Genomic DNA, 23,683 nt, shown 5'->3' on the forward strand with positions numbered 1-23,683 from the left:
TAAAGGAGTTTCCGTCCCATGGCTGCCGTCGAGTTCGACCCCGCCGCGAGGCTAAACGCCGAAACCCTCATGGAGTTGGCCTTCTCGGAGGACCTCGGTGGGATTGGTGACTTGACGGCCGACGCGATCATCCCAGTCCACGGCCGAGGTGCCGCCCAGTTCGTCGCCCGCAAGGAAGGGGTGATCGCGGGGATCCCTGTGCTTCAGCTAGCGGCGGAGCGGTTCGGACTGCCCACCTTCTTCCAGCCACTCGTTCAGGATGGCGATCGGGTTGGACCGGGAGACGCAATCGCCTCCATCGCCGGGCCGATGCGTGCCATGCTCGCCATGGAGCGGACCGCTTTGAACTTCCTGCAGCGTCTGAGCGGGATCGCCACCCTGACGGCCCGGTTCGTGGCGGAGGTTGCAGACACACCGGCTGTGATCCTCGATACCCGCAAGACGACGCCGGGCTGGCGTGCCTTGGAGAAATACGCGGTCCGTTGCGGCAGGGGGCGGAACCATCGAATCGGGCTCTACGACGCGGTCTTGATCAAAGACAACCACCTTGCCTGGCTCGCCGAGCAAGGGGACCCGATCGGCGTCGCAATTGCCGCAGCGCGGACCCACGCCCCTTCAGGGACGACCATCGAGATCGAGGTCGATACCCTCGAGCAACTCGATCGGGCCCTGGAGTGCCGGCCCGACATCATCCTGGTGGACAACCTCGGGCCGGAAGCCCTTGCCGAGGCGGTCCGGAGGCGGGACGCCCGTGCGCCCCAGGTGCTCCTGGAGGCGTCCGGCGGCATCACTCTGGCCACCGTTCGGGACTTGGCCCGGACGGGCGTCGATCGGATCAGCGTGGGGGCCTTGACCCACTCGGCACCGGCCCTCGACATCGGACTCGACTTCGAGACCGATCCACCGCCACGTTAAAGCCACGCGAGGGGATGACCGCTTCGTCCCCAACACGCGCGAGCGGATCGACCCACTGAGCGTCTTTTTTTTCAATCGATATCGATAAAGCTTCCGCGGGTGACTGGCGCCGTGAATATTCCCTTACTCCAACGCCTTCGCAATGCCCAGGGCGCCTTCGTCCCGGTCGCCGAGCTCGGTGCTGGGAAGACGCTCGACGCGTTGCGAACCGACCTGGCGGAGTTGGAGAGATTTGGATTCGTGCTCGAGAGCCACCCCTACCGCGGCGTCGCCTATCGCGGGCCAGCCGCGCGGCTCTGCCCCGACCAGATCGAGCACGAGCTTGGGACACGACGGGTCGGCCGCAGAATCGCTGTCTGGAACCGGGTTGTCAGTACCAACGACCTGGCCGCCCATGCTGCCGCATCCACAGCCAACGAAGGACTCGTGATCTTGGCCGAGGAGCAGACGGCCGGCCGAGGGAGACGCGGGAGGCAATGGGTGGCGCCGGCGAGTTCGTCACTCCTGATGTCGGTCCTGCTCTTCCCTTCCGAACACCTGGCCGAGGCGGGCTGGCTCACCGCGCTCGGGGCCGTGGCAGTGGCCGAGGTGGTCGCCGCGTGGACCGGCCTCGACGCTCGGATCAAGTGGCCCAACGACGTCCGGATCGCAGGGCAAAAGATCGCCGGAATTCTCGTCGAACGAGGGGATGGCGCTGTCATCGGCATCGGGCTCAATGCGAACATCACCCGAGCCGACTTCCCCACGGAACTTCACGACACCGCCACCTCCCTTCGGATTCTCACGGGTGAGACCGTGGATCGATCCGAACTGGCTCGCGCTCTGATCCGTCGGATCGACGACTGGTACGATCGAGGCTGGTCGCTTGGCCCTGACGCCCTGAATCCTGCCTGGCGCGACCGGAGCGAGCATCTCGGGCAGTTGGTCCAGGTCACCACTCCCTCCGGTTCTCATATGGGTCGCCTCATTGATCTGGATTTAAGGCGAGGTTTGACCCTGGCTGAATCCGACCAGAACGGTCGGACTCGGCAATTCTCGGTTCGCGACGTCCTCACCCTCACGCCCTGCCAAGACGGGCCGGGGCCGAACTCACAAATCGTCACCCCGTGAGATTGTGGGACAATCCTCCGGGCCGACACGTTGACAACAACTCGCCAAAGAGGCAACATCAGGCTCTGGCCCACCGTCAGCGCGCCTGCTACACTCGCCAAAGTTGCCGATACTCTCTCCTGGCCGGCCTGCCCCCTGTGACCAACGGCCTCCACCCCGAGAGAGATCGTCCCTCCCGCCTTTTCAGGATTGGAGATCAGCGCATGGCTCATCGACAGTCCCGGACCATCGAGACCTCACCCAGGTTCGACTGGTCGGCGAGTGCCAGCCATCCGCTTTCGTCGGCGGTTGCCGGTTCGTCGTTTGCGCCAGCGCTGGCGCTTGCCATGGCCCTGGTTGCGGTTCCCACGACCGCACCGGCCGGCGTCTCGACCGTCTCCCCCCGCTCAGGAGCCCCCGGCATGTTGGAACCGCACACCGGGTCGTTATTGGTCACCTATTACGAAACCTTCCTGCGTGAGCAGGACATCGAGCACTACCGCCAGTCGGTCTCGACTCGGTACACCGAGGGGTCGCTCTGCCGACTGATCGAGTCGGGCGGCACTCAATCCCGCCGCGCCGCACTCCTGGCACTCGGCCTCTACGGCACCTTTCAATGCAACGCGTCGGTCGCCCACGCCCTGCGTGACAACGACCTGACCGTGCGGCGGATGGCCAGCGATGCCCTGTGGGCAATCTGGTTTCGCGCAGACACCGACGAGAATAACAAGACTCTCGAACAGGTGAGCAAGCTAATCGCCAGACAGCGGACCGAAGAGGCGATCAACCTGGCTACCCAACTGATCGACCGCAGTCCCAAGTTCGCCGAAGCCTATAACCAGCGAGCACTCGCCCACTTCCACCTCGGGCATTTTGAAGAGAGCGTGGCGGATTGCCGGCGCGTCCTCGAGCACAACCCGTATCACTTCGGAGCGCTGTCGGGCATGGCGCAATGCCAGATCCAACTCGGACAGAGTGGTGAGGCTTTGAAAACCTTGCGACGCGCCCTGAAGCTTGAACCCCATAACGAAAGCCTTCGCGGCCTCGTCTCAGCACTCGAGACCGACGGCGAGTAGTTTTCTTTTCGATCCGTGGCTCACTCCAAAGTCCCACGAAACGAAGAGAGGCACTTTTCCCCAGCCTCACAGGTGTGTGCAAGAGCCGCCTATCAAAGAATTCGGGGCAACCGCAACCAACAGCTCTCGTGCATCCGACAAGTCCTGGTGGATCTCGGCCCCATGATCCAACGAAACCAGCACGGTCGGCTCGACCCTCAGCCCCCTGCCATCGCTTCGCACTCGCGCTCGCCCATACGAATTATGGCCGTGCTCCACACCCAACCTTTTTGGCGTCAACGAACTCGCCCGATGTGCCGCTGAGGACCAGTGGCATCCCACCTGACACCACGTTTTTGCCCTGAGTCGCAAGGTGGAGGTCTGCAAAACCTCAGCCCAAGGCACAGGGTCGATCGCGGCTGATCGATCTGACCTGAGCGTACAATCCGCTGTTCGAAACCGCCCGAATCAAGCGTTCCCAGACAGCCCAGGCCTGGACCAACGCACCGGGGTTCGAACCACTCTTTTCGGGGTTAGGCCAAGGCGGCCCGGGGACCCGACCTACAAGAGAGCTCACGTCTTCCCCCCCGGGGACGTGAAGCAAACCGAGAGGCCGGGTTCCGCGAACCACCTTTCGATGGATGGATTTCTCGATCGCCAAAACGAGCGGCCCGGGGATCCCGGCCTACGGCAAGTCTCATGCCTTCCCCCCCGGGAGCATGAAACCCACCCTTAGGCCGGGATCCTCGGACCGCCAAGACCTTGACACCCATCCATCGACTTATCGTATCATTCCAATCCGCTTGTAAAATCGCAAGACCTTGGAGACCATCGCTTCGGCGTTCGCGAACCGACTCCTCATCAGGTCGGCCCGAGGATCCCAGCCCACAGCAAGTTTCATGTCTTCCCCCCCGGGGACATGAAACCGATCCATAGGCCGGGATCCTCGGGCCGCCCCTGTCTAATCGAGTCTCTTCACCTTCAGCAGAATCAGCGGCCCGGGGATCCCAGCCCACAGTGAGCTTTATGTCTTCCCCCCCGGGGACATCAGCCGGTCCATGGGCCGGGATCCTCGGGCCGCTACGATCGAAGCAAATACTCCCTAATCCTGCGTCTGAGTCTACAGCAGCGGCCCGGGGATCCCAGCCCACGGCAAGCTTCATGTCTTCCCCCCCGGGGACACTAGCCGGTCCATAGGCCGGGATCCTCGGGCCGCCTTCTTCTGATAAAACAACCGATCCGACACAACTCGCAACGACAGCAGCGGCCCGGGGATCCCAGCCCACAGTGAGCTTTATGTCTTCCCCCCCGGGGACATCAGCCGGTCCATGGGCCGGGATCCTCGGGCCGCCCCTGTCTGATCGAGTCTCTTCACCTTCAGCAGCAGAATCAGCGGCCCGGGGATCCCAGCCCACGGCAAGCTTCATGCCTTCCCCCCCGGGGACACTAGCCGGTCCATAGGCCGGGATCCTCGGGCCGCCTTCTTCTGATAAAACAACCGATCCGACACAACTCGCAACGACAGCAGCGGCCCGGGGATCCCAGCCCACAGTGAGCTTTATGTCTTCCCCCCCGGGGACATCAGCCGGTCCATGGGCCGGGATCCTCGGGCCGCCCCTGTCTGATCGAGTCTCTTCACCTTCAGCAGCAGAATCAGCGGCCCGGGGATCCCAGCCCACGGCAAGCTTCATGCCTTCCCCCCCGGGGACACTAGCCGGTCCATAGGCCGGGATCCTCGGGCCGCCTTCTTCTGATAAAACAACCGATCCGACACAACTCGTAACGACAGCAGCGGCCCGGGGATCCCAGCCCACAGTGAGCTTTATGTCTTCCCCCCCGGGGACATCAGCCGGTCCATGGGCCGGGATCCTCGGGCCGCTACGATCGAAGCGAATACTCCCTAGTCCTGCGTCTGAGTCTACAGCAGCGGCCCGGGGATCCCAGCCCACAGTGAGCTTTATGCCTTCCCCCCCGGGGACACTAGCCGGTCCATGGGCCGGGATCCTCGGGCCGCTGAGCAGTAAAACCTGAAAACGCGACATCCCGCTTGAAATCCATTTCATTTCTTCATGCGACACAGCGTTAACAAGCCGCATTTCCATCAATTCGATGACGAACCACCTTCGGTTCCGATAGGGAGACGAATCATCGACCAAACCAACGTAAGCAGACCACCATGAGTACTGGAGATCAACAGACGTTTGATTGTCCAATGGCGTCTCACTCCCATGAACCATCAGCACAGCAAGAGGTTAAGACCACTTGAAGCCACTGATTTTGGAATCATGATCATCGCTTGCGAACAGCGACGCCGAAACTTGCCGCAACACCAGGGCTTTACTTCAGGCCGGCCATCCTCAACAAAAACATTGAGAGCAGCAGCGTACCGTCAGAAAAGAAAGCGGTGCGACAAATGCGCGATGAGCAAGTCTCAGCAGCGAAGAATGGAGAAGACGAGAGGTTGCCTCGCAACGAAGAGCTGAGGCGAGGAAGTGCTCAGGAAGAGCGTGGGAAAGGTATCTTCACCGAAAACAATCTGAGAGATCGCAGTTGAACTGCCGACCTCATTCGATTCTTGCTCACCGAGAGCGGTCTCATCAAGACCCTCAATCAATAAGCGAAACGGTGAAGGAGAATCGGCGGGACTGTGAATCAGCAGGGACGGCTCATAGGACGTTGCTGCCCAAGCTACGCTCAAAGTTTGAAGACCGACCGGCCGCTCGACCTCTCTACCCGTTACGGGCAGGAGAAAGGAAAGAGCAGTGATGAGGGCCGATAACAATTGCATTTGGGCGAGACTTCACTTCAACAGTAAGTGCGGTGAGTCCGTTTAACTTGTCCCCACTATTATCTGATTCCCCCTGGATTTGGCAAGACCCTCTCTCCAAAATTATTAAATCGAGTATGAACCTCCACTTTTGCTCTTTGGCAAAAACTCGACTTGCTGAACCGCCGTGGGGTCGCTAATATATGCCCCTTCACGTTAACGCTAAGGCGCCGTAGCCAAGTGGTAAGGCAGAGGTCTGCAAAACCTCCACCCCCGGTTCGAATCCGGGCGGCGCCTCTCAAAGTTCAGAAAGAACCCCTGGTCCCACCAGGGGTTCTTTCGTTTCGAAGTCGGCTCGCCTCCTCACCCCTCACGCCCCAGCGAGCGACAGGCGGGACTTCGCACTCGTCATCAAAGGCTCCGCATCCTTCTCCAAAATCTTGCACCTTCAAGAATGCCCATCCATCACACGGAAACAGCCACCAAAGTCATGCCCGAGTGGCCGGCCCTCTTGCAGACATCACTAATTTCGGCGGACCAAATGAGGGGAACAACTCGTGGACCTCTTCCTCGAAAACCTTCGCATTGAGCCAAGCCTTTTTTCAGATGCCTCGCAGATGTGGACCGCCTGAGAGACTTTCGGTAGGGGTCGTCGAAGATATCTGTAATGAGCGGCCCACAATCGTGCATGGAAGGGTTAGGGATACGCGGCGAAGGCGGCGGCAGAATAAAGGGGAAGGGAAACCATGACGAGCAGTCGATCGAGTGGAACTCTGGGGCCCTTGCAATCGCTCTTCCGGCTTGGGGCCAACTCCGGCCTGACCGACGGCCAACTTTTGGAGCGATTCCGTTCTCTTGCGTGGTGCGACAGCCGAGATCGAGGCGGAAGTCGCTTTTGAGGCCCTGGCGTCAGACAAAAGCTCGGCCAGCCCGAAATCCAGAACGTGGCGGCTGCACCACCCAGGGGGCTTGAGGGAGATTTCGAGAAAGGTAATCGACATTTTCTTTGAGAACTTGGACCAACCAGTGTCACAAACCCGGGCGGGCTCGTTAATCATCCACGGCGTCCAGCATTTCGAAGGACGACTCAAAACAATAGCGCCTGGGGTCCCCGAACTAAAAAGTGTCGACAAGTTAACCAACTGAACGCAAAACGTACACGCAGCAGAATAATCGCACTCAATACAATCCGCTTTGCGCTCATGATCCGCAGTGGGACGTACGAGAAGGAAGCCACAGTTGAACGCGATGTCGCGTCTGGATTTTGTCGATGGGGACGTTTCGGGATCTCGATGAGCCGGGTGAAACGGGAGCGGCCACATCGAGATGGATCCATTCTCCCACGACAGCGATGGCATTCCGATGATGGCGACGACCGACCCTAACAGTCGAAACACGACCTGGAGCTACCTGGTCGATTTCTTGGGCTATGACCGTAGCGCCTGGGACCGAGGCGTACTCGACGCTCACTGGTATACCGCAGCCCCAACCTCACATATTCAGGCGAACTTAATACTGGCGAAGAAGAAACGTCGAAGGATCTTGGCTATCATCTCTTCGTGGCGAAGACATTATCTCAACGGCCTCATCTGGGGTTATGAAAAGGAACTCGAGCGGCGAGTTCGCGTGGAAGAAAACTGATCCCAGGTCTTTCGGTGCGTTGCCGCAACTCGACCCCAAACGCCACCGCTTGCACCATGGCCTCAAACCAGCGTGTCAGGCTCTTCCGACCTTCCCGAGGAAGAGCAGAACCATCGCCCTTGGCGACTAAGATTGAGGCCCGATGGACCGAGGCACTCGGCGAATTTCGGCGACCGACTGGACCTGAAAAGGTGCAGACATCGGGCCACTACCGACTCGAATCTCAAAACACCATCACCTCATCCCCAACTCCCGAAGCGCACAAGCGGATCGAATCGTTCGCCGCCAGGAAAAAACCGACTCCGACAACTCGCTGTTGACACGTTAGTTGTTGCAACGTATATTTGGTTGCCAGGGAGGAATGACATCCGGCCCAACGCCGCGTCTTCCTCCCAAAAATTTGCCCATTTGGCTGTTCAAACAACAATCGTTGCAAAGAGGATTTCCATGTCGGCTTTCCATCAGGGCGTCTGGACTTCGGAACTGGGCCGGTTCTTGCTTCGGGGAGCATTGGGCGTGGTGTTCGTCGGTCATGGGGCCCAGAAGCTCTTCGGAGTCTTCGGTGGGCCGGGGCTCACGGGTTTCTCCGGTTTCCTCGATGGGCTCGGGATTCCCTTCCCCATGGTCAATGCCGTGCTCGCGGGCTCGGCCGAGTTCTTCGGCGGACTGGCGCTGCTGGCCGGTGTGGGAACTCGGGCGGCGGCCGCCCTGCTCGTGGTGACGATGACCGTGGCTGCGTTTGCCGTCCGCAGTCGAGGCCTCAGCGTCCAGAACGGTGGGATGGAATACCCCTTGGTTCTGGCCGTTCTTCTCTTCGGCATTGGCCTGATTGGCCCGGGCCGCCTGACAGTGGGCTCGCTGATCCGATCGGCCCCAGCGCGAGAGCACGACCTCGTGAAGTCTCACTGAAAAAAAAGGGATTCGAGCAGGCAGGCGTCTGGGTGATTCTCAGGGGGCGCGTGAGCACGCCGTCTTTTGACAGCGGTTTTAAGACAGGGAGCGATCCGTTCTCCGCTCGCCTGGAAGAACTCTTAACGGGCGGTTCCTGAGAACGCGTTCAATGACATCGATCCGTTTGAGGAGGGCAGTCTCATGGTTGCGATCCGAAAATCAGCAGAGAGAGGCCATCGTCAACATGGGTGGCTCGACACGTATCACACCTTCTCTTTCGGTGACTACATCGACCCGCAGCAGATGGGTTTCCGCTCGCTCCGGGTGCTGAACGAAGACTGGATCGAGGCTGGGCAAGGATTCGGCGAGCATGGGCATCGCGACATGGAGATCCTCACCTACGTTCTCGAGGGCGCAGTCGCCCACCGCGACAGCCTCGGCAATGGGTCGGTGATCCGGCCGGGCGAGTTGCAGCGAATGTCGGCGGGAACCGGCATCCTCCATAGCGAAGCCAACCCGTCGCGGGACGAACCGCTCCATCTGTTGCAGATCTGGCTCCGACCCGACCGGAAGGGATACGAACCGAGTTACGAACAGAAGGCATTCGACCTGGATAAAGCGCGAGGACGCTGGCAACTCGTCGCCTCCAGCGACGGCCGTGACGGTTCACTCGTCATTCACCAGGATGCCCGGCTCTGGATGGTGCGGCTCGACGCCGGTGGCACCATTCGCTTCGACCTGGAACCCGGCCGCCATGCCTGGTTACAAATTGCCCGGGGAACGGTGGATCTGGAAAGCACGGAGCTTCAAGCAGGTGACGGTGCGGCCTTCAGCGACACCCAGGTCATCGAACTCCGAGCCGGCCAACCGGCGGAACTGCTGCTCTTCGACCTCGCTTGAGCCGGACCGAACGATTCGGCCCGGGCCTCCCACAAGGCCCGGGCCGATCGTTGCCGGGCCGATCAAGGCAAAGGAACATCCTTGAACTCGAATTCGAGAGGGATCGTCAGCACCTTGCTTGGGGTTTCGTAGACGAGTTGGTAGTCGGCTGGCTTGCCGGGCGCATCGACGAAGAGGTACTCGAAGCCAAGCTTGTCCCCTTCGGCCGCGGTGTTGGAGAAGCCGCCGTTGTGTTCGAACCGAGAGCCGTCGGCCTTCTGGAGCCAGAGACGATTGTTAAACAGGCCCTGGCGATAGCTCTCGAACGCCGCTCCTCCGCTGGGATAGCTCAGCTCGACGTTGACCTTCCAGACTTGCTCGTCAATCTCGGTCCCCTCGAGCGTGACCGCAATCTCCCCCTCCTTCTTGGTCACGTTCTCGGCGGCGAGGCTGGGAAATCGGAAGGTTTTGAGACCCGCCGGGATCGTGACATCAGCCTTGACCTTCAGGGAGGCCAACTTCTTGGCCGCACGGTCCGGAGCGTCGAGGTTGATATTCAGTTCGGCGACTGGGTTATCGGGCCGGAGTGGGACGTCGGTGGATTCGGCCATGACCTGGGGCTCGACCGTCTTCCCCATGTCATCAATGATCGCGAGTTGGTCGGCCTTCAAGGCCAGAAGCATGGGCCGGAGCCGAGGTTCCCAAGCCACCTCGAGCTGCACGTTGGCGGTGGTCGTATCAGCCTGAAAGTCGCGGAGTGCGCCAATCTGCCGAAGCGTGATCCGGAACGGACCGCTGTACAGGACACGATAAGTCGAGGGAGGGATGCCGGCCATCAGCCCAATCGAGCCGTCTCCCGTATAGAAGTTGGGGGTGAGCTCCGCCTTCCTGGCAATGATGTCGAGTGCCTCGAGGAAGGGCTTGTCCGTAATATCGAGGTCGAGGGGCGGGTTGGTGGCTTCGGCCCCCTCCTGTTCCCTGAGGTCGGTCAGGACGTTGCCCGACTGCGTCTGGAGCGCCTTGATCACTTCAGTCAGGCGGATTCCGGTCCCCTTGATCGTGACCTTGGCCGCCCCGAGGTTGGCGGGATCCTGGTTCTGGGCTTCGAGCAAGGCCGCGCGGACCCGCTCGAGCCCCTCCGACCGCTCGTCCTTCTTTGCTTTGCCCGCCTCGGGCAGGAGAGGCAGAATCCGCGGCCCGAGCTTGATCAAGGCCTCCTCGGCCGCCTTTCTCGCCTCGAGCTTGGGCGCTCCGAGCCGGTCGACGAGTTGGAGTACGCGATCGCGCAGCGCCGCGTCGCTCGTCTGCGCACCGACGTCGGAGACCATGACCGTCAGCCCCAAGAACACTACAGCCGCCATCCCGATTCGCATGTCGGTTGCTCCTGGCTCATGAGACCATCATTCGACTCGGAGTTCCGGCCGACCCCGGCGTCGACCGACCGAATCCCCCTTTTTTTGATTTCTCTCGACTAACCGTCCGAGCCCACGAGCCAGGTCCCATTCTCCATCACGACCCGCCCATCGGCCGTCACTCGCCCCCCTGTGCGCGTGTCGACAATCAGATCCCAATGGAGGGTCGACTCGTTGATTCCCCCCGTCTCGGGGTAGCTCTGGCCCAGGGCCAGATGGACGGTCCCGCCGATCTTTTCGTCGTAGAGGATACTGCCGGTGAACCGGTCGATCCCTGGATTCAGGCCCAGGCCGAGCTCCCCCAACCGCCGCGACCCTGCGTCGAGGTCGAGCATCGAGAGCAGGTAGTCTTCCCCCTCATCCGCGCGGGCCGAAACGACCCGCCCCTCGGCAAATTCCAACGCGATACCGACGAGTTCCCGCCCCCCGCGACAGACCGGAAAGCCACAGCGGAGTCGTCCCGTCGCGCTCGTTTCGATCGGCCCCGTGAAAATCTCGCCGGAGGGCATGTTCCGTCGGCCGTCCGAGTTGATCCAGGTCCGCCCGGCGACCGACAAGGTCAAATCGGTCCCTTCCGCCTCGATCCGGATCGTCTTGACCCCTGCCATGAACGCGATCAAGCCCGCCTGGCGACGCCCCAGCTCTTGCCAGGCCCCCACCGGGTCGGGGCGGTCGAGGAACATCGACGACGTAACGTAAGCCTCGTAATCGGCCAGGCTCATTCCAGCGTCGTTCGCATAAGCCAAGGTCGGATACTGGGTCAAAACCCAGCGCTTGCGGCTGGCGGCCCGCCGAATCGGGTCGCGTGCCTTATCGACGATCGCCTGCCGAGCGGGGTCGATCCGACTCATCGACCGCGTGTCGCTCTCGGCCGAGATCCGGATCCGCCCGTCGATCGTCTGGGCCTCGTACAAGGCCACCGGAGGGATTGAGGCGAGCTGCGCTTCGGTCGCGTTCTGGAGATAGAACTCGCTCAAACCCGGCAGGTCGAGCCGAACGATCGGATCTGCCCCGCGCAAGACCACCGCGCGATAGCAGGCTTCGACCAACGGCCGCGCCTCCAACTCCGACGCGATCAAGATCTTCTCGCCCGGTGCCACCCGCAAGCAATAGTCGACCAGCAAGTCCGCCCAGCGGCCGGTCAGATCATCGGTCACTCGACTACACCCCGTCGCAAGTACAAGACAAATGTCGCAGTCCGTAGAAATTCACCTTATCGGAACCAGGTCGAGTCCGCAACGCTTTGGACCGTCGGAAAGAAACCAAGAAGGGGACGACGAAGTCGTGCTGCGGGTGTGCCAGCCAAGCGCTTGACGCATTGCGGTCAACGGCTGAGAATCATCCTTAAACTGTTTTGCGCCGAAGTCTCGGCGTGCGTTGGCCGAGGACGTTGGTCTCGCCCACCGGTCATCACCCTGGAAGGGCCTTCTGGAATGCACGTTTCCATCCGTCACCGAGTCATGTGGCCGGCGCTCGCGCCGGCAATCCTGGCCCTGGCTTGTTCGTGGCAGGCCGTGCATGCCGAAGATCGGAGTCCGAGTCCGGCCGAGATCCGGCTCAAGTCCGATGTCTCTTACCTGGCGGATGACGCCCGGGAAGGGCGCGGACCCGGAACGCAAGGAATCGAGGCGGCAGCCGATTACATCGCGGCCGAGTTCAAGCAGATCGGCCTCAAGCCGGCCGCTGGGGCCGACGGCTATTTCCAGCCCTTCACCATCAGTGGTTCACCCACCCTGGGAACCCCGCTCAACCTCAGCCTGACCGGTCCTGAAGGGAAAGCCCTCAAGGCCGACCCGAAGACGGACTTCCAGCCGCTGGCCATCGGGACGGGGGGAACGCTCAAGGACGTGCCGCTGGTCTTCGCCGGTTATGGGATATCAGCCAAGGACGCCGCGCGAAAGCTCGATTACGACGACTACAACGGCCTCGACGTCAAGGGGAAGGCAGTTCTCCTGATCCGCCGCGAACCCCGGCAGGACAAGGACGACAGCCCGTTCGACGGCAAGCGCGATTCCAGCTTCGCCTCCTTCCGCCACAAGGCCACCAACGCCTTCCAACATGGCGCCGCGGCGGTCTTACTCGTCAACGACGCCTACACTCTCCAGGGCAAGAAGGACGAACTCCTCGCATTCGGCGCCGCGGGCACCGAACCCAATTCCACGCTCCCCTTCCTGATGGTCAGCCGCGAGTTCGCCAACCGGCTGCTGGCCGAGACCGGCCAGCCCAACCTCGAGACGCTCGAGAAAGAGATCGACACCGACCTCAAGCCCCGTTCGCGCGAACTGAAGGGATGGAAAGTCGACGCCCAGGTCGAGATCGAACGGAAGGACCTCGTGACCAAGAACGTGGTCGGCGTCCTGGAAGGTTCGGGGCCGCTCGCCGAAGAAACGATCGTCATCGGCGCGCACTATGACCACCTCGGCCGTGGCGGCCTGTTCTCGGGCTCGCTCGCCTTCCTCTCGAAAGACATTCACAACGGGGCCGACGACAACGCCTCCGGCACGGCGCTGGTGATGGAAATGGCTCGACGGCTGGCGCGTCGCGCCGATCCCCTGCCCCGCCGCGTCGTCTTCATGGCCTTCTCGGGAGAAGAACGGGGATTGCTTGGGTCGAGGCACTATGTCGAACACCCGCTCTATCCGCTCACGTCCACGATCATGATGGTCAATTTCGACATGGTCGGCCGACTCAATGATAAGGACGAGCTGACCATCTACGGAACCGGCACCACCCCCGGGGCCGAGGCCCTGGTCGACGCCCTGGCGCAATCCTCCGGCTTCAAGCTCAAGAAGATCGCGGAAGGCCTCGGGCCGAGCGATCAGCAGTCGTTCTACTTGAAGGACATCCCGGTTCTCTTCGCATTCACCGGGACCCATCGCGACTACCACCGGCCGAGCGACGACACCGATCTCATCAACTTCGCGGGAATGTCGCGCATCGCCGACTTTGCCGAGCTCCTCCTGCTCGACCTCGCCCGCCGCCCTCAACGTCCCGAGTTCACCAAGGTCGTACGCAAAGGGAGCCAAGGAGGTCACGGCGGCGATGTCGACCCGGGGCGAGTCTCGATCTCAGCCTACCTCGGCTCGATCCCCGACTATGACGACAACGTCAAAGGCGTCAAACTCTCGGGCGTTCGTGAAGGAAGTCCTGCCGAGAAGGGGGGCCTCAAGGCGGACGACATCGTCGTTGGTTTCGGCGGCAAACCCGTCGCCACGATTTACGACTACACCGAAAGCCTCGGGCGCTACAAGCCGGGGGACGTGGTCGACGTCGTCGTCAAACGCAACGGCAAAGAGGAAACCCTGAAAATCACCCTGGGCAATCGCCCTTCGGAGTGAGAAGGTGTTTTGTCGGGTCGACTTCAGCCGGCCACCATCCAGCTTGAGGGATGGTGGGCTGAAGTCGGCCATGCAGCATCGGCACGGCCGGGCAGCTGGGATTCGTCTTCAGCCCCAAAGAGGCGGGCAACCCAAGGGCCGATCGCTTTTGCATTACAATCTCCGACGGCTCCTTCTTTCCCTTCTTTTTTTGAGTGAGTCAACGCCTTGAGCCGCCGAGCCGTCCGCCTTTTTAGCTTCGGAGGGGTGCTACTGGGGGCATCCCTCGGTCTGCTCGGCTGCGTTCGCATCCCCGGCCAAACAGGTTCGCTGACGATCGCGACCTCGTGGTCGGAGGCCGAGCGAAGTCAGCTCGACGAGGCGTTCGAACGCTGGCTTGTGAACAAGTTGGATCCGGAGCCGTTGGGAACGGGGATCCGGATTGATTGGCTCACCATCGAGCGGGGAACCGACCTCTCCCAGGTCGTGCGCCCCCGCCGTGGGCGCTGGGATCCCCGTCCTCCCTCGCCAGACATCGTGTTGGGCGGACCGCCTTCGAGCTATCAGCGGTTGGCGAAACTCGGGAAGCTCGCCCCGATCGATAGCCCGGCGCAAACCCTCTGGAGCCACGTTCACCGCTCGCCGATGGGTTGGGCCGTCCGGCTGAAAGCGACCGGCTCCCCAACCCCCAAAGGGGCCACGGAACCCACCGCGACGCTGGAGCCTGCCTCCAGACGACCTGATCGGCCGACCTTCGACGACCCACGTCACGACCCGATCGCGCTGGCCTGGGCGAAGGGAGAACTTAACGCCGGATCATGGGCCGACGGATACGCACAGCTCGTCCGCGACGCCGGGCACTCCCGGCGGGTTGGCAGACAAGCCGGCTCAGCGCTGGCGGCCGTCGAACGAGGAGAAGCCGAGGCGACGCCGACGGTTGCCTCCGACGCCGTCGGGCAGTCTGGATCAGTTCGTTTCCTCCCGGCCCCTGGTGCGCCTGACTGGCTCGAGGGGGCGGGCATCGTTGCAGGGCCGGGTTCCCAACGCCTCTCTCAGATGTTTTTCCAATTCCTGAACGAGACGGGCCAGGCCGAGCCACCTCGGGCCGATGCGACGGACGACTTCGAAGTCGACTCGCTCCTGGCCGACCTCCTCGGCGCGACACTGGTCGACTCTCAAGAGGAACTCTGGACAGCCTGGGCCACCCTGAACCGGGCGGGGCAGCCGGCCCGCGCGGCGATGTGGTTGACGCAAGCCCCACCGTGGCCCCCCGCCTCGATCGAAAAGATGGAAGGGGACAATTCCGAAGTCTTGGTGCAGACGCTCATCGAGCAACTCGCCCCTGACGCTGATCTCCGCGCCTGGTTATCTCGGAGCTGGCTGGGCGCGAAGCGGCGGGTGGACGGCCCGCTCTTGGAAGAGATCGCCCGCGCGGCGGACGGCCGCCTGGCGAGAGAGCCCCGATTCCGTGCCTGGCTCCGTGCCGAGTGGACGGCCTGGGCACGCCAACGCTACCGCCGGGTCACACGCACCGTAACAGGATTGAAGCCATGATCCGGGTCACCCTCGAAGGTCTGACCAAGCGCTACGATCGAGTCGCCGTGGTCGATGGAGCCTCGCTCGAGATCCCTCCCGGCGAGCTCACGTTCCTGCTCGGTCCGTCCGGCGCGGGGAAAACGACGCTCGCCCGGCTCGTGGCCGGCCTCGACACGCTCGATGACGGCGAGATTTTCTTCGACGACCGGGTCATGAACGTCGTCCCCCCTCATGAACGCAAGGTCGGACTTGTTTTCCAGGACGATGCCCTCTGGCCGCGATTGAGCGTTGCCGAAAACATCGGGTACGGCCTGAAAGTCCAGCGCATGCCTCGCGCCGAGCGCCGAGAACGGGTCGCGGAAGCGATGGGCGCGTTGCGGATCGACAGCCTGGCCGAAAAACGGCCTGGCCACCTCACAACTCTCCAGCGCCAGCGCGTGGCATTGGCGCGTGCCCTGGCGGTCCGACCCCAACTCCTGATCCTCGACGAACCGTTGGCGCGGCTCGAAAGCCGGGTGCGCGACGAGTTTCGCGACGAGATCCGCCGGATCCATGCCGAGACCGAGATCACCACCCTCGTCCTGACCCATCATGCGAAGGAGGCCCTCTCCCTGGCCGACCGCCTGGCGGTGATGGACCTGGGCAAGGTGGTTCAAGTCGGACCGGCCCACGAAGTCTACAACCGTCCCGCCGACACGTTCGTCGCCCGCTTCCTCGGCCCGACCAACCTGGTGCAGGGCCAGGTTGAATCGGCCGACAGCCGGGGCGAAGTCGTCGTCCGCACCCCCTTCGGCCGGATGGTCGGCCAGAGCTTGAACGGTCCCTTGCCAGCCGGATCACCCGTCACCGTCTCGATCCGCCCGGAAGCGGTGTCCGTCGGTTCGACCGTCCCCCCCGGCTCGAACCGATTCGCCGCGACGGTCGAGCGCCTCGTTTTCCTGGGCGAAGTCCGCCAGGTCCACCTCCGAGGCCCCGGCGATTGGCCCGTCGTCGCCTTGGCCCTCCAATGCCAGTCACAAAACCTCCGCGAAGGGCAGAGCCTCACCTTCTCAATCCCGTCGGATCTCGTTGTGGTGCTCCAAGGCAAGTACGCCATCCCCAAGAGCGGCTGAGGCAACCCATCCCTCTGGGGCGAGTTCGGCGCCTGGATCGCGGCCAACGGGCACTTACCAGGGCCGGACCTCTGGGAATGCTACGTCGCGGGCCCGGAGTCGAGTCCCGACCCGGCCACCTGGCGCACGGAGTTTACCCGGCCCCTGACCGATTGAACTCGGTGGGCGGATCGTCACCCTCGGCGCTGAAGAATTCAGTCCCCGCGCAGCGGGTCGACCTCGGCCCGCTCAACCTGTTCCGACAGCGATGCCGCCTTGCCATGTGTATCCGGAAATCACGGAGGACCAGACTGCGGCTCTCACTCATGCGATTCACCGTACAACAGTATCGGCAAAAGCTTCTGGGTAAACCTTGGCCGTGCCGGTTCGGTCTCTGTAAAAAGCATGCCGAGAAATCGACCGAGGCAAACCTGCCAATTCACAAAAAATCAAAAATATTTTGACAAATAAAATCAACAAACACAAAAAAAATCAAAATATTCATTAATCTATAATGCAATTCTTGTCCGAAATTCAGGACTTATTTCGTAGGCTTATTCAAACGGTTTCCTGAACTTGACTTTTGCCGTTTTGGGATACAAATGTGGCGAGCCTCCCTGGTGCAATGAGGGGTATGCACAGAGCCCTTCCTCGCACACAAGAAGGCCGCCATGACCAGTTTAACCGATCGGACTCGCGCGCGACTCTCCGTGAAGCAACTTCGCTTGCGGTTGCGGACCAACCGGCGGCGACAGGCTCGCAAGGCGCGGGCCACACGGCGAAGGCTCGAACGAATTCACGAGCAACTCCCCAAGCAGGTCCGCACCGTTCTTGACCCCCTCGAACCCGCCTTCTCGCGGGCGGCCCATCGCCGGTTCATCCTCCTGGCCCTGGCCGCGATCCTGACTCTGGGCGGACGCACGATCAACAACCTGCTCCGTGTCCTGGGCACCCTGGCGCCCGGGCACCCCAGCAGCTATCACCGCGTCTTCTCGCGCGACCGATGGTCGCTCGCCGCCCTGGCTCGCCGCTACATCGCCACGGTCCTCGCCAGTTTCGTGCCGCACGGGCCGATCCTCCTGGCGGGTGACGACACAGTCACCGAGCATCCCGGCCCTCATGTCTACGGTAAGGGACGCCATCGCGACCCGGTTCGCTCGACTCACACCTACACCGCGTTCCGCTGGGGGCATAAGTGGGTCGTCTTGGCCCTGCTCGTCCCCGTCCCCTGGGCCACGCGACGCTGGGCCTTGCCGCTGTTGATCGCGCTGTATCGAACCAAGGAGGATAACGCGAAGTGCGGCCGACGGCACAAAACACCGCCCCAATTGCTCGGCCAGTTGGTTCGTGTCTTGATGCGATGGTTCCCTGATCGGACCCTGGTCGTCACCGCCGACGGCGGCTATGCGACCCACGAGTTGGCGGAACTGGCCGCACGGACCCCGAAGCGGCTGACCCTCGTCAGCTTGTTTTACCCCGATGCCAACCTGGTCGAGCCACCACCGCAATACGCGGGCCTGGGACGTCCTCGGGTTAAGGGAGCGAAGTTGCCCGGCCCGGCGGAAGTCGTCAAGGTGAGCCAGCAACGACAGGCCCTGGAAGTCGCCTGGTACGGCGGCGGCCGACGTCGTGTCGAGACCGTGACGGGGACCGGACTCTGGTACAAGGGAGGACGTCCCCTGGTGAACGTGCGCTGGGTCTTCGTCCACGACCGGGACGGCACGCACCGGGATGGATATTTCTTCACGACCGACGCCACGATGAGCGTCACGTCGCTGATCGAGACCTACACCGCGCGGTGGAACATCGAGACCACCTTCGAGGAAATTCGCTCTTACCTCCGCATGGAGACGACGCGTGGCTGGAGTCGAGACACGGTCCTGCGCGTGGGTCCCTGCCTGTTCGGACTGTATACCCTGGTGACCTGGCTTTACTCCCGATTGCCGAGACGCGGGTCGCGGGTCGGCGGCGTGGACTGGCCGGGCAAATGTGATGTAACGTTCTCGGATGCGATCACGGCGGTCCGCCGCTGGTTGTGGCTGGAATGGGTTTTGGCGATCCCTGGTGATCGCGTGGTGTTCCAAAAGCTCACGCCCGGATTCCGGCAACTCCTGCTCAACGGCCTTGCCCCCGCGGCCTGAACCCCCGCCAAGTCGCTTGCCACGCTCAAAAGCCCGGTCCGAGACGCCGTCGCAAGGGGTCTCCTCGGATCAGGGTGCGCGCTGGCACGACAAGGTCGTCAAAACGGCAAAAGTCAAACTGAAGGGTCCGAAAAGAACTCGGGCGAGTTGCGGAACTTGCGAAGCGTCCAGGAGATGTTATGATCCTAAAATTAGTCAGGTGATTGTTCGACACAAGGATGAGGTCGCAAACGCTTCCAGGCTGGGAACCGACGGGCAGCCCCAATCTCCCTCGGCGTCAAGGAGCGCACCATGCCCCCCGCCTCCTCAAATCACGCAATCTGTCCGGGCGCACTGCCGCGTCGGTCGTTCCTGCGAGCATCGCTGACCGGGCTCTCGACGCTGGGGATGGCCGACCTGCTTCGGCTGGAGGCTACAGCAGCAACCACGGGGCGAGCGCCCTCTCACGGCCCCTCGATCATTGTAGTCTGGCTCTGGGGCGGTCCGAGCCACATGGAGACGTTCGACCTCAAACCGGACGCGCCCGAGGAGTATCGCGGAACGTTTCGGCCGATCTCGACGAACGTGCCGGGGATTGCAATCAGCGAAAAGCTACCACGCCTGGCTCGCATTGCCGACAAATACGCCTTGATCCGCTCAGTTCTCACGACAGCCCCGGGCACGTCAACAGCACCCACACCGTCCTGACCGGCTATACGGGCGAGTTGGTAGAAACGCCGCCGTTTGCCCCCAAGTACCCGTTCATCTTCAACGCGGCCCAGAAGCTCCTACCCAGTCGACTCCCCGGCCTGCCGCAATGGGTTGCGCTGCCGAACATGCGATATGAGGGGGGAGGGCATCTCGGACCGGCATCAGGACCGTTCCAGGTGACGGACGACCCCGGCGCGGCGAACTTCCACGTTCCGAGCCTCTCGCTCAACGCCACCCAGCGCACCCGGCTCGCGCGTCGGAGCCAACTGCTGACCTCACTCGGCCAGACACCGCCGGGGGCGGATGACTCGGGGATCGTCGACGCGCTGGACACCTACCAACAGCAAGCACTGGACTTACTGGGGGGCTCGGCCGCCCGCGAAGCGTTTGACCTCAATCGCGAGGACCCCAGGCTTCGTGATCGCTTCGGCCGCAACGTCGTCGGCCAGCGCTGCCTGCTGGCGCGCCGCCTTGTCGAGTCCGGGGTCCGGCTGGTCACGGTCGACTTCCCAAACGTCCCCGGCCAAAAGGCCTTTTCCTGGGACGACCATGCCAGCGTCTGGAACATCTTCGAACAGATGGAGATCCGCCTGCCCGTCCTCGACCAGGCAATCTCGGCCTTGATCGAGGACCTTCACTGCCGAGGAATGAACCGCGACACGCTCGTGGTCGTCATGGGCGAGATGGGCCGCACGCCCAGGCTCTCCAACTTCAACGGCCAACCCGGCCGCGAGCACTGGGGGGCCGCCATGTCGGTCTTGATGGCCGGCGGGGGTATGCCGATGGGTCAGGTGATCGGTTCTACGACCCACAAGGGGGAAGAGCCCAAGGATCGCCGCTTTCATCCCAGCGACCTCCTGGCCACCTGGTACCGCTTCCTCGGCATTGATCCGATGCAAACCTTGCCAGACTCCGCCGGCCGGCCCATCGCGCTTCTGCCGTACGGGACACCGATCCGGGAACTCGGCTGATCGCCAACGACGGATCGCAACACCTGAGACAAAGCGCATAAGATCCCCCTCTCGGTGAGACCCGAATCGTGTCCTCTTATGGTACGATGGCGAAGGTCGAACCGGTTGCATTGAAGAGGGATGTCTGCATGGGTCTTCTCCGTCGGGCTGGGCGAGTCGCGGGCCTCGTGCTCTGGTTGATCCTTCTGATACCGGTCCTGGCGCTCGTGCCCGCGGCGTTCGTTGATCAGGGGCCGGGGAGCGCCGTTCGGCCAACGGTCTTCCCCTTCGCACTGGCGCTGCTCGATCCGTTCGTGCGACTCGCGTCGTTGAATAGCTTGGTGGGGGCGTTTATCGTCACGCTGGGGTCGCTGGTCCTGGGGGTTGGGCTGGCACGCGTGATGACCGGGTGGCGATTCTGGGGGAGAGGGCTGCTGGCTGCACTCACGCTGGCACCTGCCGTCATCGCTCCTCTGTTCACGGCGCTCGGACTGCGAATGTTCTTCGGGGATCGCCTCGTGGTCGACGGACCAGCCGGCCCTGGGCTGGCCTGGATCTGCTGGATCTGGGCCGAGATGACCAGCGGAGTGGGGCTCGTCGCCCTGGCGACGGCTTCGGCATTGGGTCGGGTGGAACCAAGCTGGATCGAGGCGGCCCGACAGACGGGAGCCAGCCGATTCCGGATCTGGTGGGAGCTGATCTGGCCGCCGGTCCGCCCCTACGCGCTGCGGGCTGCGGGGGTTGTTTTCACCCTCTCCTTGGTCGAGCCGGGCGCACCGCTCATGTTGGGACTGCGGCGGACCCTGGCCTTCCAGATCGTGGAGGCGGCTTTCGGACTCGACCCCATGCCTCGCGCGGCCGTGCTGGCCATGGAGGCGGTCGGAATTGCGATGGCGGGGCGCTGGCTCCTGAACTGGTGGGGCGGACGGCCGAGCGCACTGCCGCCAGGGCCGGCGGTCGCCCGCGCGGAGGACACGCGCTGGCCTCGCGCAGCAGCCTTTCTCGTGCTCCTCACCTCGGGTGTGGCCATGGCCTGGTTACCGGTCTGGACGTTGATTGTCTCGGCATTCTCCCCCTCCTCCGGAACCGGGCACCTGTCCGTCTCGGCGTTTTTGCATCGGCTCAACCAGGCGGAGTCACGACAGTTGATCTTCAACTCCATCGCGCTGGGCCTGGCGGTGGTGGCGATCGACCTGGTGGCTGCGCGATCGCTGAGCGTCTGGGCCGGGCGGAGGCGAAGCGTCGCTCGCCTGGCGGAATGGCCTGACGCATTCCCTCCGCTGACGATCGGTGTTGGGGCACTGGCATTCGGGTGGCTTCTCCACCTGGCGGTCGACGAGCTCCGAATCGGGGAGCGGCCGGAATTTCTGATTGCGGGTTTCACAACCCTCAGAGACAGCCTCGACCCTTATCAAACGCCCGGGCCTCTGCTCCTCCTGGCAGTGGCAGCCGCAAGCCAGTCGCCCCTGATGCTCATCGCGCAGCAGGTTGGGCGTTGGTCTCGAGGCCAACTGACTGACGTGGCGATCACCCTCGGGGCGACCGAACGGCAGGCCCACCGCGCAGGACTGGCCGGCTGGTTTGGCGTCCCCCCCGGTGTGTTCCTTTTGACGTTGGTCCTGGCGGCGACGAGCCTCTCACCCGCATTGATCCTGACCCCGTCCCAGGAAAATCGGCCGGTCACACCGGGAATTCTGCTCCTGGCCGACCAGACTGGCGAAGCCCGGTCGTTGGCCGCCGCCCTGGCGACTTGCGTGATCGCCGTTAACCTCACCGCCTTCGGCTTGGCCGCGAAGGTCCGCTCCGAGCCGCTCGGCGACTGGTTCCACGGACGCCCTTGAACGCGTTTCCATGCGTCGTCTTCGAGCAAGACTGGTCTCCGCCCCCGCACGAGCGGTATACTGGACGTTGCCGCGCGCGGCGTCGCGGAAAGTTGGGTCCCGGCCGAACTTGACTAACGATCTCCTTGGCACCGAATTTTCGGGGAGCACCCAGCGAATCCCATGGACATCGCGAAGCTTGCGTTGGAAGACGGCACGGTTTACACAGGTCGGGCCTTCGGAGCCCGCGGCGAGGTTGATGGCGAGGTCGTCTTCAACACGAGCATGACCGGCTACCAGGAGATCCTGACCGACCCGTCATATCACGGCCAGATCGTGACGATGACCTACCCGTTGATCGGCAACTACGGAATCAACGACCAGGACGCCGAGAGCGGCCGACCTTGGGTCCGTGGGTTCGTGATTCGCGAACTGAGCCGGGTGGTGAGCAACTACCGAGCCGGGGGATCACTCGACGCCTATCTCGCCGAGCATAACGTGATCGGCATCGAGGGGATCGACACCCGCGCTTTGGTCCGCCTGACCCGTGAGCAAGGGGCGATGAAGGGGATTCTCTCGACGACCGACCTCGACGACGCCAACCTCGTCGCCAAGGCCAAGGCCAGCCCCGGCCTGGTCGGACGCGACCTGGCCCGTGAGGTCATGCCCGCCAAGTCGAGCACCTGGGAACCAGGGCTGAACACGTCCTTTGAACTCCCGACGTCCGAAGGGCAAACGGCGACAACGACTCGAGCCGGCTCCGATCGCAAACCGCACGTGGTCGCACTCGACTTCGGCATGAAGTGGAACATTCCCCGCCACCTGGTCGATACCGGCTGCCGGGTCACCGTCGTCCCCGGATCCGCCACCGCTCCCGAAATTTTGGAACACAAACCGGACGGAATCTTCCTCTCCAACGGCCCCGGCGACCCCGGCGCTCTGTCCGATGCGACCGCCACGCTCAAGACCCTGATCCGATCGGCGGCGGAGTCGCAAGGGATCCCCATTTTCGGAATCTGCCTGGGCCACCAGCTCCTCGGCCAGGCCTTCGGCGCATCGACTTTCAAGCTCAAGTTCGGCCATCGCGGGGCAAATCATCCGGTCCGCAACGAAGCCACCGGCAAGGTGGAAATCACCACCCAGAACCATGGGTTTGCCGTCGACCCGAACACGCTACCGCCTGACGTGGAAGCCAGCCACGTCAACCTGAACGACCAGACGCTGGAAGGTCTTCGGCATAAGAAACTTCCCGTTTTCAGCGTGCAGTACCACCCCGAATCCTCGGCGGGCCCGCACGACAGCCAGTACCTGTTCGCCCAGTTCCGCAAAATGATGAGCTAACCGAAAAAGCCTTCTTGACTCATTCGCCCAATTTACGACGTCCTCCCAGGCTTCCACTTCGTCACGCGGTTGACGGAGGCGGCCCGAGGGCGTTACCTTGATTCTTTGCGTTCCAAAGCGACCCGACCCGCTCTGAGACGGGGCGCCC

The 23,683-nt window shown here is 62.8% G+C and carries 16 protein-coding genes, 1 tRNA gene and 1 pseudogene; 15 read left to right on the forward strand and 3 right to left on the reverse strand.

The annotated features are described in order from the left end of the window. Window positions 1–18: 18 nt before the first annotated feature. The 3 genes from nadC to SINAC_RS33265 all read left to right on the forward strand — a co-directional run bounded on the left by nadC (window position 19) and on the right by SINAC_RS33265 (window position 3,080). The gene (gene nadC, locus SINAC_RS33250; protein WP_015249927.1) at window positions 19–915 is read left to right on the forward strand and encodes a carboxylating nicotinate-nucleotide diphosphorylase; all 897 of its coding nucleotides are present in this window, start codon (window positions 19–21) and stop codon (window positions 913–915) included. Window positions 916–1,026: 111 nt separating this feature from the next. Beyond that, window positions 1,027–2,025: a biotin--[acetyl-CoA-carboxylase] ligase gene (locus SINAC_RS33255; protein WP_020466478.1), complete on the forward strand. Its 999-nt coding sequence runs from the start codon at window positions 1,027–1,029 to the stop codon at window positions 2,023–2,025. Window positions 2,026–2,228: 203 nt separating this feature from the next. Continuing rightward, window positions 2,229–3,080, forward strand: a complete 852-nt coding sequence (locus tag SINAC_RS33265) for a tetratricopeptide repeat protein (protein ID WP_015249929.1) — start codon at window positions 2,229–2,231, stop codon at window positions 3,078–3,080. 760 nt (window positions 3,081–3,840) lie between these two features. Here the strand turns inward: SINAC_RS33265 and SINAC_RS40335 are convergent. Further along, window positions 3,841–3,993 (reverse strand): hypothetical protein, encoded by a 153-nt coding sequence (locus SINAC_RS40335; RefSeq protein WP_020466481.1) that lies wholly within the window; start codon window positions 3,991–3,993, stop codon window positions 3,841–3,843. 1,362 nt (window positions 3,994–5,355) lie between these two features. On the opposite strand from SINAC_RS40335, the gene SINAC_RS40340 reads away from it, so the two are divergent. The 5 genes from SINAC_RS40340 (at window position 5,356) to SINAC_RS33295 (ending at window position 9,258) form a co-directional block, all read left to right on the forward strand. Continuing rightward, window positions 5,356–5,613 (forward strand): hypothetical protein, encoded by a 258-nt coding sequence (locus SINAC_RS40340; RefSeq protein ID WP_154673746.1) that lies wholly within the window; start codon window positions 5,356–5,358, stop codon window positions 5,611–5,613. A 439-nt stretch (window positions 5,614–6,052) separates the two neighbouring features. Then, window positions 6,053–6,123 (forward strand) — tRNA-Cys (locus SINAC_RS33275). Between the two features lie 1,029 nt (window positions 6,124–7,152). After that, entirely contained in the window at window positions 7,153–7,467 is a 315-nt protein-coding gene (locus SINAC_RS33285) for a hypothetical protein (protein ID WP_015249932.1), read from the forward strand. A gap of 447 nt (window positions 7,468–7,914) precedes the next feature. After that, entirely contained in the window at window positions 7,915–8,376 is a 462-nt protein-coding gene (locus tag SINAC_RS33290) for a DoxX family protein (protein ID WP_015249933.1), read from the forward strand. 183 nt (window positions 8,377–8,559) lie between these two features. After that, window positions 8,560–9,258, forward strand: coding sequence for a pirin family protein (locus SINAC_RS33295; protein ID WP_015249934.1), 699 nt, complete (start codon window positions 8,560–8,562; stop codon window positions 9,256–9,258). A gap of 62 nt (window positions 9,259–9,320) precedes the next feature. Here SINAC_RS33295 and SINAC_RS33300 read toward each other — a convergent pair whose 3' ends face one another. After that, on the reverse strand, window positions 9,321–10,610 hold the full coding sequence (locus tag SINAC_RS33300) for a hypothetical protein (RefSeq protein ID WP_015249935.1): 1,290 nt from the start codon (window positions 10,608–10,610) through the stop codon (window positions 9,321–9,323). A 98-nt stretch (window positions 10,611–10,708) separates the two neighbouring features. After that, window positions 10,709–11,806, reverse strand: a complete 1,098-nt coding sequence (locus tag SINAC_RS33305; RefSeq protein WP_015249936.1) for an aminopeptidase — start codon at window positions 11,804–11,806, stop codon at window positions 10,709–10,711. A 276-nt stretch (window positions 11,807–12,082) separates the two neighbouring features. Here SINAC_RS33305 and SINAC_RS33310 point away from each other — a divergent pair, with 276 nt between their 5' ends. The 7 genes and pseudogenes from SINAC_RS33310 (at window position 12,083) to carA (ending at window position 23,535) form a co-directional block, all read left to right on the forward strand. Further along, window positions 12,083–13,987 carry a M20/M25/M40 family metallo-hydrolase gene (locus tag SINAC_RS33310; RefSeq protein ID WP_015249937.1) on the forward strand — a complete coding sequence of 635 codons (1,905 nt, stop codon included), beginning with the start codon at window positions 12,083–12,085 and terminating at the stop codon, window positions 13,985–13,987. 207 nt (window positions 13,988–14,194) lie between these two features. Then, the gene (locus SINAC_RS33315; protein WP_015249938.1) at window positions 14,195–15,520 is read left to right on the forward strand and encodes a type 2 periplasmic-binding domain-containing protein; all 1,326 of its coding nucleotides are present in this window, start codon (window positions 14,195–14,197) and stop codon (window positions 15,518–15,520) included. Continuing rightward, window positions 15,517–16,614 carry an ABC transporter ATP-binding protein gene (locus SINAC_RS33320; protein WP_015249939.1) on the forward strand — a complete coding sequence of 366 codons (1,098 nt, stop codon included), beginning with the start codon at window positions 15,517–15,519 and terminating at the stop codon, window positions 16,612–16,614. Before SINAC_RS33315 ends, SINAC_RS33320 begins: the two co-directional genes overlap by 4 nt. Window positions 16,615–17,264: 650 nt before the next feature. Then, complete coding sequence (locus SINAC_RS33325) at window positions 17,265–18,734, forward strand: IS701 family transposase (RefSeq protein ID WP_015244795.1); 1,470 nt, start codon at window positions 17,265–17,267, stop codon at window positions 18,732–18,734. Window positions 18,735–19,226: 492 nt separating this feature from the next. Next, window positions 19,227–20,395: pseudogene (locus SINAC_RS40735) on the forward strand (DUF1501 domain-containing protein). A gap of 128 nt (window positions 20,396–20,523) precedes the next feature. Beyond that, window positions 20,524–22,215: an ABC transporter permease gene (locus SINAC_RS33335; RefSeq protein WP_015249940.1), complete on the forward strand. Its 1,692-nt coding sequence runs from the start codon at window positions 20,524–20,526 to the stop codon at window positions 22,213–22,215. A 162-nt stretch (window positions 22,216–22,377) separates the two neighbouring features. After that, window positions 22,378–23,535, forward strand: a complete 1,158-nt coding sequence (gene carA, locus SINAC_RS33340; RefSeq protein ID WP_015249941.1) for a glutamine-hydrolyzing carbamoyl-phosphate synthase small subunit — start codon at window positions 22,378–22,380, stop codon at window positions 23,533–23,535. Window positions 23,536–23,683 lie beyond the last annotated feature (148 nt).

The organism is Singulisphaera acidiphila DSM 18658 (assembly GCF_000242455.2).
GTDB lineage: Bacteria > Planctomycetota > Planctomycetia > Isosphaerales > Isosphaeraceae > Singulisphaera > Singulisphaera acidiphila.